Origin of the sequence: Streptomyces sp. NPDC002888 (genome assembly GCF_042888465.1) — a bacterium.
Lineage (GTDB): Bacteria > Actinomycetota > Actinomycetes > Streptomycetales > Streptomycetaceae > Streptomyces.
Window position 1 is genome coordinate 264,072 of the sequence record NZ_JBIAPU010000004.1, and the last position, 13,476, is coordinate 277,547.

General features: G+C 72.3%; 13 protein-coding genes. 11 read left to right on the plus strand and 2 right to left on the minus strand.

The annotated features are described in order from the left end of the window. Positions 1-14: 14 nt before the first annotated feature. Both hemW and ACFYWX_RS08815 read left to right on the plus strand, forming a co-directional pair. Positions 15-1,247 (plus strand): radical SAM family heme chaperone HemW, encoded by a 1,233-nt coding sequence (hemW, locus tag ACFYWX_RS08810; protein WP_389423262.1) that lies wholly within the window; start codon positions 15-17, stop codon positions 1,245-1,247. Positions 1,248-1,351: 104 nt separating this feature from the next. After that, complete coding sequence (locus ACFYWX_RS08815; protein ID WP_389423263.1) at positions 1,352-1,942, plus strand: Uma2 family endonuclease; 591 nt, start codon at positions 1,352-1,354, stop codon at positions 1,940-1,942. Here ACFYWX_RS08815 and ACFYWX_RS08820 read toward each other — a convergent pair. Then, a complete protein-coding gene (locus tag ACFYWX_RS08820) occupies positions 1,920-2,732 on the minus strand; it encodes a DUF3097 domain-containing protein (protein ID WP_389423264.1) in 813 nt (270 codons plus the stop codon). The genes ACFYWX_RS08815 and ACFYWX_RS08820 overlap by 23 nt on opposite strands. Before the next feature lie 31 nt (positions 2,733-2,763). Continuing rightward, the gene (locus ACFYWX_RS08825) at positions 2,764-3,489 is read right to left on the minus strand and encodes an MBL fold metallo-hydrolase (protein WP_389423265.1); all 726 of its coding nucleotides are present in this window, start codon (positions 3,487-3,489) and stop codon (positions 2,764-2,766) included. A 160-nt stretch (positions 3,490-3,649) separates the two neighbouring features. Here ACFYWX_RS08825 and hrcA point away from each other — a divergent pair, with 160 nt between their 5' ends. The 9 genes from hrcA to ACFYWX_RS08870 all read left to right on the plus strand — a co-directional run bounded on the left by hrcA (position 3,650) and on the right by ACFYWX_RS08870 (position 13,466). Then, positions 3,650-4,666, plus strand: a complete 1,017-nt coding sequence (hrcA, locus tag ACFYWX_RS08830) for a heat-inducible transcriptional repressor HrcA (RefSeq protein WP_389423266.1) — start codon at positions 3,650-3,652, stop codon at positions 4,664-4,666. Further along, positions 4,667-5,803, plus strand: coding sequence for a molecular chaperone DnaJ (gene dnaJ / locus ACFYWX_RS08835; protein WP_389423267.1), 1,137 nt, complete (start codon positions 4,667-4,669; stop codon positions 5,801-5,803). 159 nt (positions 5,804-5,962) lie between these two features. Further along, a complete protein-coding gene (locus ACFYWX_RS08840; RefSeq protein ID WP_389423268.1) occupies positions 5,963-7,048 on the plus strand; it encodes a nitronate monooxygenase in 1,086 nt (361 codons plus the stop codon). Continuing rightward, a complete protein-coding gene (locus tag ACFYWX_RS08845) occupies positions 7,045-7,785 on the plus strand; it encodes a 16S rRNA (uracil(1498)-N(3))-methyltransferase (protein ID WP_389423269.1) in 741 nt (246 codons plus the stop codon). The genes ACFYWX_RS08840 and ACFYWX_RS08845 overlap by 4 nt, the downstream gene beginning before the upstream one ends. A 17-nt stretch (positions 7,786-7,802) precedes the next feature. Continuing rightward, positions 7,803-8,195: a VOC family protein gene (locus tag ACFYWX_RS08850; protein WP_389423270.1), complete on the plus strand. Its 393-nt coding sequence runs from the start codon at positions 7,803-7,805 to the stop codon at positions 8,193-8,195. Between the two features lie 74 nt (positions 8,196-8,269). Next, the gene (locus tag ACFYWX_RS08855; protein ID WP_389423271.1) at positions 8,270-8,821 is read left to right on the plus strand and encodes a hypothetical protein; all 552 of its coding nucleotides are present in this window, start codon (positions 8,270-8,272) and stop codon (positions 8,819-8,821) included. Positions 8,822-8,891: 70 nt separating this feature from the next. After that, on the plus strand, positions 8,892-12,107 hold the full coding sequence (locus ACFYWX_RS08860) for a S41 family peptidase (protein WP_389423272.1): 3,216 nt from the start codon (positions 8,892-8,894) through the stop codon (positions 12,105-12,107). A 66-nt stretch (positions 12,108-12,173) separates the two neighbouring features. Continuing rightward, positions 12,174-12,527 carry a histidine triad nucleotide-binding protein gene (locus tag ACFYWX_RS08865; protein ID WP_389423273.1) on the plus strand — a complete coding sequence of 118 codons (354 nt, stop codon included), beginning with the start codon at positions 12,174-12,176 and terminating at the stop codon, positions 12,525-12,527. Between the two features lie 6 nt (positions 12,528-12,533). Then, positions 12,534-13,466 carry a ribonuclease Z gene (locus tag ACFYWX_RS08870; RefSeq protein ID WP_389423274.1) on the plus strand — a complete coding sequence of 311 codons (933 nt, stop codon included), beginning with the start codon at positions 12,534-12,536 and terminating at the stop codon, positions 13,464-13,466. The last annotated feature ends 10 nt before the right edge of the window (positions 13,467-13,476 follow it).

The following is a 13,476-nucleotide window of genomic DNA, read 5'->3' on the forward strand; positions in this document are numbered from 1 at the left end:
GGACAATGGAAGGCATGCCTTCCGCACTCCCCGACGGCGAGCCCGTCCCCGACGACGGCGCACTCCCCACGCACGCGCTCACCGGAGCCGCCGCGCGCCCCCTCGGGTTCTACCTGCACGTCCCCTACTGCGCGACCCGCTGCGGCTACTGCGACTTCAACACCTACACCGCCACCGAGCTGCGCGGCACCGGCGGCGTCCTCGCCTCCCGCGACAACTACGCCGACACCCTCGTCGACGAGATCCGGCTGGCCCGCAAGGTCCTCGGTGACGACCCCCGCGAGGTTCGCACGGTCTTCGTCGGCGGCGGTACGCCGACCCTGCTGGCCGCGGACGACCTCGTAAGGATGCTGGGGGCGATCCGCGACGAGTTCGGGCTGGCGCCGGACGCGGAGGTCACGACGGAGGCGAACCCCGAGTCGGTGGACCCGGCGTACCTCGCGCGACTGAGGGAGGGCGGCTTCAACCGGATCTCCTTCGGGATGCAGAGCGCGAGGCAGCACGTCCTGAAGGTCCTGGACCGCACGCACACGCCGGGACGGCCGGAGGCGTGCGTGGCGGAGGCCCGCGCGGCGGGCTTCGAGCACGTGAACCTGGACCTGATCTACGGCACACCGGGGGAGTCGGACGACGACTGGCGGGCCTCGCTGGAGGCTGCGCTCGGGGCCGGGCCCGACCACGTCTCGGCGTACGCGCTGATCGTCGAGGAGGGTACGCAGCTCGCCCGTCGCATCCGCCGGGGCGAGGTGCCGATGACCGACGACGACGTGCACGCGGACCGGTACCTGATCGCGGAGGAGATGCTGTCGGCGGCGGGCTTCGACTGGTACGAGGTGTCGAACTGGGCCACGTCGGACGCCGGGCGGTGCCTGCACAACGAGTTGTACTGGCGGGGGGCCGACTGGTGGGGCGCGGGACCTGGGGCGCACTCGCACGTGGGCGGGGTGCGGTGGTGGAACGTGAAGCATCCGGGGGCGTATGCGGCGGCGCTGGCCTCCGGCCGTTCTCCGGGGGCGGGGCGGGAGCTGTTGTCGGAGGAGGACCGGCGGGTGGAGCGGATCCTGCTGGAGCTGCGGCTGCGGGAGGGGGTGCCGCTGGACCTCCTCCGGGAGGAGGGGCTCCGTGCGTCCCGCCGAGCCCTGGGGGAGGGGCTGCTCGAGGAGGGGCCGTACGACGAGGGGCACGCGGTGCTGACGCTGCGCGGGCGGTTGCTGGCGGATGCGGTGGTGCGTGATCTGGTGGACTGATCACTCCGGCGAGTGAATCCCTGCGGAACGAGGGTTGGGTCCCTAACCTGATTTGTAGGCTGCCGCCGTAATTGCACGGTGGCGGAAACCGGAGGGTTGCGGAGATGACCGCTGTGGGCGACCGACCGATGACCACCGCCATCGTGGAGTTCTTCGAGAACTTTGAGTTCCCCGAGGAATTCAAAGTCGAGCTCCTGCGGGGGGAAATCGTGATGATGGCGGGGCCGGACGTGGTCCACAACGACATCGTTGAGGCTGTCCAGGACCAGATCCCCCGGCAGCACTGGCGGAGGCTGCAGACTCAGGACATTGCGATCCTCGCGGAGACCAGTGAGCCGCAGCCGGACCTGGTGGTGATTGAGCGAGGCGCTGGACCGGATCACGGAAGGCTGATGCCGCCCGAGGTCATCACCATGCTGTTGGAGGTCGTCTCCAAGACAAGCGTGGACCGCGACTACGGCGTCAAGCGCTCGATCTACGCCGCAGCGAAGGTACCCGCATACCTGATCATCGACCCCATCATGGGCCAGTGCGTACTGCTCACTGAGCCGGTGGGCAGTGGGGAGAACGCAGACTACCGGCGTCAGCGGATCACAAAGTTCGGCGACGTCACGCCGCTGGAGCCTCTCGGTGTCGAACTGGACACCAGCGAGTTCGGCACCTTCGCGAAAGTCAGGCCCCACCGCTACCCGTGACGAAGTCGATCAGCTCCTCCACCCTCCCCAACAACTCCGGCTCCAGGTCCCTGTAGGACCCCACCCGCGCCAGGATCGCCTGCCACACCGCCCCGGTGTTCTCCGACGGCCACCCCAGCGCCCGGCACACCCCCGTCTTCCAGTCCTGCCCGCGCGGCACGCGCGGCCACGCCTCGATGCCCAGCGACGACGGCTTCACCGCCTCCCAGATGTCGATGTACGGATGGCCCACCACGAGCGCGTGCTCACTCGTCACCGACTCGGCGATGCGCCACTCCTTCGAACCCGGCACCAGGTGGTCCACCAACACGCCCAGCCGCGCGTCCGGCCCGGGGTCGAATTCGGCCACGATCGCCGGCAGGTCGTCCACGCCCTCCAGGTACTCCACCACCACGCCCTCGATGCGCAGGTCGTCACCCCAGACCTTCTCGACCAGCTCGGCATCGTGCCGGCCCTCGACGTAGATCCGCCCGGCGCGGGCCACGCGCGCGCGTGCGCCGGGGACGGCGACCGAACCGGACGCCGTACGGGTGGGACGTACCGGACCGGCTGAAGGTCTCACGAGTGTCACCACCCGCCCCTCCAGCAGAAACCCCCGTGGCTCCAGCGGGAACACCCGGTGCTTGCCGAAGCGGTCCTCCAAGGTGACCGTGCCCGCCTCGCAGCGGATCACCGCGCCGCAGAAGCCGGTGCCGGGCTCCTCGACCACCAGGCCCGGGTCCGCCGGCACCTCGGGCACCGGCTGGGGCTTCTTCCACGGCGGGGTCAGATCCGTCGAGTACTGGCGCATTCGGATGACGATAGGAGAACCCGCTCCGCCGTCACAGCGACACGCCGAAACGCCCTGCCAACGCGTCCCGCTGGGACCGGACGAACGCCGCGTCCACCACCGCTCCGTGACCCGGCACGTACAGCGCGTCCTCGCCGCCGAGGTCCAGAAGCCGGTCGAGGGCGGCCGACCAGTGGGTCGGTACGGCGTCGGGCCCGGCCTGGGGATCGCCGGACTCCTCGACGAGGTCGCCGCAGAAGACGACCTCCGGGTCGCCGGGGACGAGGACCGCGAGGTCGTGGGCGGTGTGGCCGGGGCCCACGTTCGCCAGCAGCGCCTGGCGGCCGTCGCCGAGGTTGAGGGTCCACTCGCCGGAGACGTGGTGGTGGGGGCGGACGAGTGTCTCCACCGCCTCGTCCGCCGCCGACGGGTCCAGCCCGTTGCGCACGGCGTCCAGGCGCAGCTCGTCACGCCCGTGCGCGAGCGCCGTGTCGATGCCCACCGCGCCGAAGACCTCCGCGCCCGCGAACGCCGCGGCCCCGAAGACGTGGTCGAAGTGGGGATGGGTGAGAGCGAGATGAGTCACACGTCGGCCGGCCAGCTCCTGGGCCGCGTACCGCAGCCGCGCCCCCTCTGCCAGACTCGACCCCGCGTCGATCACCAGGACCGCGCCCGGCCCGACGACCAGCCCCGCCGTGCAGTCCCACACGGGCAGTCGGCACCGCCCCACCCCGGCCGCCACCCGCTCCCATCCCAGCTCTTCCCAAGTCACGGTCATACGGCGACGCTAGCGGGGAGGAGGGTCCGGCGTGCGGTACCGGGGACCAGCCTTGCCCCGGGTGTACCCCCCGGCCGTACACTGGGCCGGGGAACGCTGGCACTCGCACGCGCAGAGTGCCAGGTGGATGTCAAGGGGACGAGTTCGGAGGTGCGCGCGGATGCTGAGTGAACGCAGGCTTCAGGTACTGCGCGCCATCGTCCAGGACTACGTGGGCACCGAGGAGCCGGTGGGCTCCAAGGCGCTCACCGAACGGCACAACCTCGGCGTCTCCCCGGCGACGGTCCGCAACGACATGGCGGCCCTGGAGGACGAGGGGTTCATCGCCCAGCCGCACACCAGTGCCGGGCGCATCCCCACCGACAAGGGCTACCGGCTGTTCGTCGACAAGCTGGCCGGCGTGAAGCCGATGAGCGCGCCCGAGCGGCGCGCCATCCAGAACTTCCTCGAGGGCGCCGTCGACCTCGACGACGTCGTGGCCCGCACCGTGCGGCTGCTCGCGCAGCTGACGCGGCAGGTGGCCGTCGTGCAGTACCCGTCACTGACCCGCTCGACCGTGCGGCACGTGGAGCTGCTCTCACTCGCCCCCGCGCGCGTGATGCTCGTGCTGATCACGGACACCGGCCGGGTCGAGCAGCGGATGGTGGACTGCCCGGCGCCCTTCGGCGAGGCGTCCCTGGCGGACCTGCGGGCGCGGCTGAACAGCCGGGTCGCGGGGCGCCGCTTCGCGGACGTGCCGCGGCTGGTCGAGGACCTGCCGGAGGGGTTCGACGTCGAGGACCGCGGTACGGTCTCGACCGTGCTCTCCACGCTGCTGGAGACACTCGTCGAGGAGAACGAGGAGCGGCTGATGATCGGCGGTACCGCCAATCTCACCCGCTTCGGACATGACTTTCCCCTCACCATCCGGCCCGTCCTGGAGGCCCTTGAGGAGCAGGTCGTTCTCCTCAAACTCCTGGGCGAGGCGGGAGATTCGGGCATGACCGTACGCATCGGTCACGAGAACGCCTACGAGGGACTCAACTCCACTTCTGTGGTGTCGGTCGGCTACGGTTCGGGCGGCGAGGCAGTCGCCAAGCTCGGCGTGGTCGGACCGACCCGCATGGATTACCCGGGAACGATGGGAGCGGTACGCGCAGTGGCACGGTACGTCGGACAGATCCTGGCGGAGTCGTAAGTGGCCACGGACTATTACGCCGTTCTCGGCGTGCGCCGCGACGCGTCGCAGGAAGAGATCAAGAAGGCCTTCCGGCGGCTCGCTCGCGAGCTGCACCCGGACGTCAATCCGGATCCGAAGACCCAGGAGCGGTTCAAGGAGATCAACGCCGCCTACGAGGTGTTGTCGGACCCGCAGAAGAAGCAGGTCTACGACCTCGGCGGCGACCCGCTCTCGCAGGCGGGCGGCGGTGGCGCGGGCGGCTTCGGCGCCGGCGGCTTCGGGAACTTCTCGGACATCATGGACGCCTTCTTCGGTACGGCGTCCCAGCGCGGTCCGCGCTCGCGCACCCGGCGCGGCCAGGACGCGATGATCCGGCTGGAGATCGAGCTCGACGAGGCCGCGTTCGGCACGACCAAGGACATCCAGGTCGACACCGCGATCGTCTGCTCCACCTGCAGCGGTGAGGGCGCGGCGCCGGGCACGACGGCCCAGACGTGTGACATGTGCCGCGGCCGCGGTGAGGTGTCGCAGGTGACGCGGTCCTTCCTGGGCCAGGTCATGACGTCCCGCCCCTGCCCGCAGTGCCAGGGCTTCGGCACGGTCGTCCCGACGCCGTGCCCGGAGTGCGCCGGTGACGGGCGCGTGCGCTCGCGTCGCACCCTGACGGTGAAGATCCCGGCCGGTGTGGACAACGGCACGCGCATCCAGCTCGCGGGCGAGGGCGAGGTCGGGCCCGGTGGCGGTCCCGCCGGTGACCTGTACGTCGAGATCCACGAGCTGCCGCACTCCACCTTCCAGCGGCGCGGCGACGACCTGCACTGCACGGTGACGATCCCGATGACGGCGGCGTCCCTCGGCACGAAGGTGCCGCTGGAGACGTTGGACGGCCTGGAGGAGGTCGACATCCGGCCCGGCACCCAGTCCGGCCAGTCGATCCCGCTGCACGGCCGTGGTGTCACCCACCTGCGCGGCGGCGGCCGGGGCGACCTCATCGTCCACGTCGAGGTCACGACCCCGACGAAGCTCGATCCCGAGCAGGAGCGGTTGCTGCGTGAGCTCTCCAAGCTGCGCGGCGAGGAACGGCCTCAGGGGCAGTTCCAGCCGGGGCAGCAGGGGCTGTTCTCGCGGCTGAAGGACGCGTTCAACGGGCGCTGACGGAAGGGGCTCCGCCCCTTCGACCCCGCCAGGGGGCTCCGCCCCCTGGACCCCCGCCTCGCCCACCCACCACCCGACTCGGTCGGCCGAGAAACCGTGGCATGTGCCAAGGGAAAGGCCCGATTCGGTCTTGTACGGAGGACGTGACAACATGCCGTCATGTCCTCCGCGCTGACCGATCTCTTCCCCCAGCCGATCGTGCAGGCCCCCATGGCGGGCGGTGTCTCCGTGCCGCAGCTCGCTGCCGCCGTCTGTGAGGCGGGCGGGCTCGGGTTCCTCGCCGCCGGGTACAAGACCGCCGACGGGCTGTACCAGGAGATCAAGCAGCTGCGGAGCCTCACCTCCCGGCCCTTCGGCGTGAACCTCTTCATGCCGCAGCCCGAGTATGCCGAGACGGGCGCCGTCGACGTCTACGCCCACCAGCTGGCCGGCGAGGCCGCCTGGTACGAGACGGAGCTCGGCGACCCGGACAGCGGCCGCGACGACGGATACGACGCCAAGCTCGCCGTACTCCTCGACAACCCGGTGCCGGTGGTGTCGTTCCACTTCGGCGTGCCGAGCCCCGAGGTGCTTCAGTCGCTGCGTCGGGCCGGCACCTTCACCCTCGTCGCCGCCACCACCCCCGACGAGGCCGTGGCGGTGGAGCGGGCGGGCGCCGACGCGGTGATCGTGCAGGGCGTGGAAGCCGGCGGCCACCAGGGCACCCACCGGGACGTCCCGGAGAACGACGGCTCCGGTCTCGGACTGCTGTCGCTGCTCGCCCAGGTCCGGGAGGCGGTGAGTCTCCCCCTCGTCGCCGCCGGCGGCATCATGCGCGGTGGGCAGATCGCCGCCGTGCTGGCCGCGGGCGCGTGCGCGGCGCAGCTCGGCACGGCGTTCCTCGCGACGCCGGAGTCCGGCGCTCAGGCCGTGCACAAGGAGGCGCTGACCAACCCGCTCTTCGTGCGAACGGAACTGACCCGCGCCTTCTCGGGGCGCCCGGCCCGCGGCCTGGTGAACCGTTTCCTGCGCGAGCACGGCCCGTACGCGCCCGCCGCCTACCCGGAGGTCCACCACCTCACCTCCCCGCTGCGCAAGGCCGCCGCCAAGGCCGGGGACGCGCAGGGCATGGCGCTGTGGGCCGGGCAGGGCCACCGGATGGCCCGCTCCCTGCCCGCCGGGCAGCTGGTCGACGTGCTGGCCGCCGAGCTGGACGCGGCCAGGACGGCGTGGTCGGCGTGTCCGAGCGAGGGTTCGGATCGATGACGGCACCGGTCTTCGTCGTCGACGCCTTCGATGCCGACCGCGCCGGGCAGTTCGTCCTGGACGGCCCCGAGGGGCGGCACGCCGTCTCCGTGAAGCGGCTGCGGGCCGGCGAGGCCGTCGTCCTCACCGACGGCGCGGGGCGCTGGGCGCAGGGCGAGGTCGTCGCCGCCGAGGGCAAGGACCGGCTGGTCGTGAGCCTGAAGGACGTATTCGAGGAGCCCGCCGAGTCTCCCCGGATCACCGTCGTGCAGGCCCTGCCCAAGGGCGACCGCGGTGAGCTGGCCGTCGAGACCATGACCGAGACCGGCGTCGACGCGATCGTCCCCTGGGCCGCCGCCCGCTGCATCACGCAGTGGAAGGGCGAGCGCGGGCTGAAGGCGCTCGCGAAGTGGCGGGCGACGGCCCGGGAGGCCGGCAAGCAGTCCCGCCGGGTCCGCTTCCCCGAGGTCGCCGACGCGGCGACGACGAAGCAGGTCGCGGCCCTGGTCGCGAAGGCCGACTTCGCCGCCGTGCTCCACGAGAGCGGCGACGCGCCGCTCGCGACGGCCGAACTGCCCGCCGAGGGCGAGATCGTGCTCGTCGTCGGGCCCGAAGGGGGTGTCTCCCCGGAGGAGCTGGCGCTCTTCGAGGAGGCAGGCGCGCGGCCCTACCGGCTCGGCCGCACGGTGCTGCGCACCTCCACCGCGGGCACCGCCGCCGCGGCCCTGCTCCTCGGCCGCACCGGCCGCTGGTCCTGACCCAGGAGGGCACCACGATGGAACTGGCTCAAGTGAGGCTGCTGGTCACCGACTTCGCCGCCTGCTACCGCTTCTACGCCGACGTCCTCGGCCTCAAGCCGCAGTCGGGCTCGGCGCAGGGGCCGTACGAGAAGTTCAGCCCTGCCATCGGGTCGGCGGGCGTCGCGCTGCAGGACCGGACCATGATGGCCGAGGTCCTCGGCGAGCTCGGCGGCACGGCGACCGGACACCGCTCCCTGGTCGTGCTGCGCGTCGACGACCTGGACACCTACTGCGAGCAGATCACCGCCCGTGGCGCCACCCTCGTGCACGGCCCCGCCCCCATGACGGACCGCATGCGCGTCGCCCATCTCAAGGACCCCGAGGGCAACTTGGTGGAACTCCAGGAGTGGCTGCTGCTGCTCGGCTGACCTCCGCGCGCCGGTGCCACAGTGGCCGTATGCGCCCTTCCGCGTCGGCCGGGACAGTGGCACGCTGTCCGTCCATGGGGGCCTTGAGGCGGATTTGGGGCCGGCCGCGCGGGACGCGGGTGGCCGCCGTGGCGGGACTGGCGCTGGTGGCCGCGGGTGGAGCCGTGGCGTGCGATCCGGGCGGACTGAGCGCGGCGACGGTGGCGTACACCACCGACACGACCGCGACGAAGGAGCTCGAACGGCAGAAGATCGACGTGCGCTGGCTGAGCTGCACGGCCGACTACGGCGACAAGGCGGGCAGGTCCTCGCCCTCCGCGAGCGAGGACACCGTCGCCTCCGTGGACTGCCAGGGGGAGACCGGAGACGGCAAGGACATCACCGTCACCGGCAAGGTCACCCGGGCCGTCAACGGCGCCTGTGTGCGCGGGGATCTCACCGCCAAGGTCGGTGGCAAGGTCAGGTTCCACGTGAGCGGCCTCGGCGACTGCAAGGGAACGCCCTCGCCCGTCAACCCGGGCCCCGGCGGCGGGCAGCAGCAGCCGGGGGCCACCGTCACCGTGACCGTCACCACCACCATCTGGTGCGACCAGTATCCGAACTGCCGTCCTGTCGAGGGCAAGTGACCGCGACAAGCCGGAGTGCAACTGATCCAAACCCCTGTCCACGCGCATCCGCCCTGCATAGGGTGATCGGGTGACTCAGTCCGCGACCACGGCATCCGCCGCCTCATCGGCTTATCTCCGCTTCCCGCACCCGCACGGCGAGTCGGTGGCCTTCACCGCCGAGGACGACGTCTGGCTCGCCCCCCTCGACGGCGGGCGCGCCTGGCGGGTCAGTGCCGACAACATGCCGGTCACCCATCCGCGCGTCTCGCCCGACGGCACCACCGTCGCCTGGACCTCCACCCGCGACGGCGCCCCCGAGGTGCACATCGCGCCGGTCGACGGCGGGCCCACGACACGGCTGACGTACTGGGGCAACGCGAAGACCCAGGTACGCGGCTGGACCGCGGACGGGCAGGTCCTCGCGGTCACGGCCCACGGCGAGGCCAGCACGCGCCGCACCTGGGCCCGCGCCCTCCCGCTCGACGGCGGACCCGCCACCAGGCTGCCGTACGGACCCGTCGGCGACGTCGCCCACGGCCCGCACACCGTGCTGCTGTCCGCGCCCATGGGCCGCGAGGCCGCCTGGTGGAAGCGCTACCGGGGCGGTACGGCGGGCAAGCTGTGGATCGACCGGGACGACACCGGTGAATTCACGCGGCTGCACGAGGAGTTGGACGGCAACCTCGAGTACCCCACCTGGGTGGGGGACCGCATCGCCTTCCTCTCCGACCACGAGGGCACCGGCGCGCTGTACTCCTCCCTCGCCGACGGCTCCGACCTGCGCCGGCACACACCGCTCGGGGGCTTCTACGCCCGGCACGCGGCGAGCGACGGCACCCGCGTCGTGTACGCGAGCGCCGGTGAACTGTGGCTCCTCGACGACCTCGACGGCGCCGAGCCGCGCCGCCTCGACATCCGGCTCGGCGGCCAGCGCACCGACCGGCGGCCCTTCCAGGTGAACGCCGCCCGCTGGGTCGGCTCCGCCGCCCCCGACCACACCGCGCGCGGCAGCGCGGTCTCCGTGCGCGGCTCCGTCCACTGGGTCACCCACCGCTCGGGCCCCACCCGTACGCTCGCCGCCCAGCCCGGCGTACGGGCCCGGCTGCCGCGCACCTTCCGCGCGGACGGCGAGGAGTGGGCGGTGTGGGTGACGGACGCCGAGGGCGAGGACGCCCTGGAGTTCGCGCCCGCCACCGGCCTCGCCCCCGGCGCGACCCCGCGCCGCCTCGCCGCCGGACGCCTCGGCCGGGTCCTGGAGCTCGCCATGGCCCCCGACGGCAGCCGTGCCGCCGTCGCCGCCCACGACGGACGCCTCCTCCTCGTCGAACGGGAGACCGGCGAGGTCCGCGAGGTCGACAGCAGCGCCGACGGGGACGTCTCCGGTCTGGTCTTCTCACCCGACTCGGCCTGGCTCGCCTGGTCGCACCCAGGGCCCCGCCCCCTGAGCCAGCTCAAGCTCGCCAACACGACCGACCTGTCGGTCACCGAGGCGACCCCGCTGCGCTTCCAGGACTACGACCCCGCCTTCACGCCCGACGGCAAGCACCTCGCCTTCCTGTCGAACCGCTCCTTCGACCCCGTCTACGACGAGCACGTCTTCGACCTCGCGTTCGTCGTCGGCACCCGCCCCCACCTGATCACCCTGGCCGCGACCACACCGTCCCCCTTCGGGCCGCAGCGGCACGGCCGGCCCTTCGAGGCGCCCGACAAGGACGAGACGCCCGACAGCGAGGGCACCCCGGCCACCCGTGTCGACCTCGACGGCCTCGCCGACCGGATCGTGCCGTTCCCCGTCGAGGCCGCCCGCTACACCAACCTGCGGGCCGCGAAGGACGGGGTGCTGTGGCTGCGCCACCCGGTGCAGGGCGTCCTCGGCGCCTCCCGGGCCACCCCGGACGACCCGGACCCCGACACCGAGCTGGAGCGGTACGACCTCGCCCAGCAGCGCCTGGAGCACCTCGCCGCCGACGCCGACCACTTCGAGGTCAGCGGCGACGGCAAACGCCTGCTGCTGTGGACCGACGGCAAGCTGAAGGTCGTACCCAGCGACCGGCGGGCCTCCGGCGACGACGACAGCGACTCGAACATCACCGTCGACCTCGGCCGGGTCCGCCAGATGATCGACCCGGCGGCCGAGTGGCGGCAGATGTTCGACGAGACCGGCCGCATCATGCGGGACAACTTCTGGCACCCCGACATGAACGGTGTCGACTGGGGCGCCGTCCTCGACCGCTACCGGCCCGTGGTGGAGCGCGTCGCCACCCACGACGACCTGGTGGACCTCCTCTGGGAGGTGCAGGGAGAACTCGGCACGTCGCACGCGTACGTCGTGCCGCGCGGCGGATACGGCCGCGGGGCCCGCCAGGGCCTGCTCGGCGCCGACCTCTCCCGGCACGAGGACGGCAGCTGGCGCATCGACCGCATCCTGCCCTCCGAGACCTCCGACCCCCTCGCCCGCTCCCCGCTCACCGCACCCGGCGTCGCGGTGCGGGCCGGGGACGCGGTCGTGGCGGTGGGCGGGGTGCCGGTGGACCCGGTGACCGGGCCCGGGCCGCTGCTCGTCGGTACGGCGGGGCGGACGATCGAGCTGACGGTGTCGCCGTCCGGCGGGGGCGAGCTGCGGCACGCCGTGGTCGTGCCGATCGCCGACGAGGAGGCGCTGCGGTACCACGCGTGGGTCGTGGGCCGGCGGGCGCACGTGCACGAGGTGTCCGGCGGGCGGCTCGGGTATCTCCACGTCCCGGACATGCAGGCGCCCGGCTGGGCCCAGATCCACCGGGACCTGCGGGTGGAGGTGGCGCGGGAGGGGCTGGTCGTCGACCTCCGCGAGAACCGGGGCGGACACACGTCCCAGCTGGTGATCGAGAAGCTGGCCCGGCGCATCGTGGGGTGGGACCTGCCGCGCGGTATGCGGGCGGAGAGCTATCCGCGGGATGCGCCGCGTGGGCCTGTCGTGGCCGTCGCGAACGAGTTCTCCGGGTCGGACGGGGACATCGTGAACGCGGCGATCAAGGCGTTGCGGCTGGGTCCGGTGGTGGGGACGCGGACGTGGGGCGGGGTGGTCGGGATCGACAGTCGGTACCGGCTGGTGGACGGGACGTTGGTGACCCAGCCGAAGTACGCGTTCTGGCTCGAGGGATATGAGTGGGGGGTGGAGAACCACGGGGTGGACCCGGACGTGGAGGTGGTGCAGACGCCGCAGGACTGGGGTGCGGGCAGGGACGTCCAGCTGGACGAGGCGGTTCGGTTGGCGTTGGCCGCACTCGAGGAGACCCCGGCCAAGGTGCCCCCGACGCTGCCGTGACCGCCCCGGGGGCTGCGCCCCCGGATAACATGCCCGCGTACGCGATCAAAGGCTGGAGGAGGCCACATGGCAGGGGAGCCGCAGGACGACTGTCTGTTCTGCAAGGTCGTGGCGGGGTCCATCCCGGCGACGATCGTGCGGGAGTCGGACACGACCGTCGCGTTCCGGGACATCAATCCGCAGGCGCCGACGCATGTCCTGGTGATCCCGAAGGCGCACTACCCGGACGCCGCCGCGCTCGCCGCCGCCGCGCCGGAGCTCGCGGCGGACGTGCTGCGGGAGACACAGGTGATCGCCGACGAGGAGAAGCTGGACAGCTACCGGGTCGTCTTCAACACCGGTAGCGGCGCCGGGCAGACCGTCTTCCACGCGCACGCCCATGTCCTGGGTGGCCGTGGCCTGCAATGGCCCCCCGGGTAAGGCGTCGTGTCCGTACGTGAACTGGTGGTCCTCGGCACCGCGAGCCAGGTGCCGACCCGGCACCGCAACCACAACGGCTACCTGCTGCGCTGGGACGGCGACGGCATCCTGTTCGACCCGGGCGAGGGCACACAGCGCCAGATGCTGCGTGCCGGGGTCGCCGCGCACGACCTGAACCGGATCTGCGTCACGCACTTCCACGGCGACCACTCGCTGGGCCTCGCCGGGGTCATCCAGCGCATCAACCTCGACAAGGTCCCGCACCAGGTCACCGCCCACTACCCGCGCTCGGGCCAACGCTTCTTCGACCGGCTGCGGTACGCCACCGCCTACCGCGAGACCGTGGAGCTCGCCGAGGCCCCGGTCGCGGCGGACGGGGTGATGGCCGTGACGAAGAGCTACACCCTGGAGGCCCGCAAGCTCTCCCACCCCGTGGAGTCCTACGGCTACCGCCTCGTCGAGCCCGACGGCCGCCGCATGCTGCCCGAGCGGCTCGCCGCGCGCGGGATCAAGGGGCCGGACATCGGCCGCATCCAGCGGGAGGGCGCCGTGGGCGGGGTGACGCTCGAAGAGGTCAGCGAGGTGCGGCGCGGGCAGCGGTTCGCGTTCGTCATGGACACCCGGCTGTGCGACGGCGTGGACGCGCTCGCCGAGGGCTGCGACATGCTCGTCATCGAGTCCACCTTCCTCGACGAGGACGAGGAACTCGCCGTCGAGCACGGCCATCTGACCGCCGGTCAGGCGGCGCGGGTGGCGCGGGACGCCGGGGTGCGGCATCTCGTGCTGACCCACTTCAGCCAGCGCTACTCGGAGCCTGGGGGCACCTCCCGGACGGAGTCTGGGGGAGAGTTCGAACGGCAGGCGCGGGCCGCGGGCTTCGAGGGGGAGCTGACCGTGGCGCACGATCTGCTGCGGGTGCCGGTTCCGAAGCGAAGATAAAACACCCGTA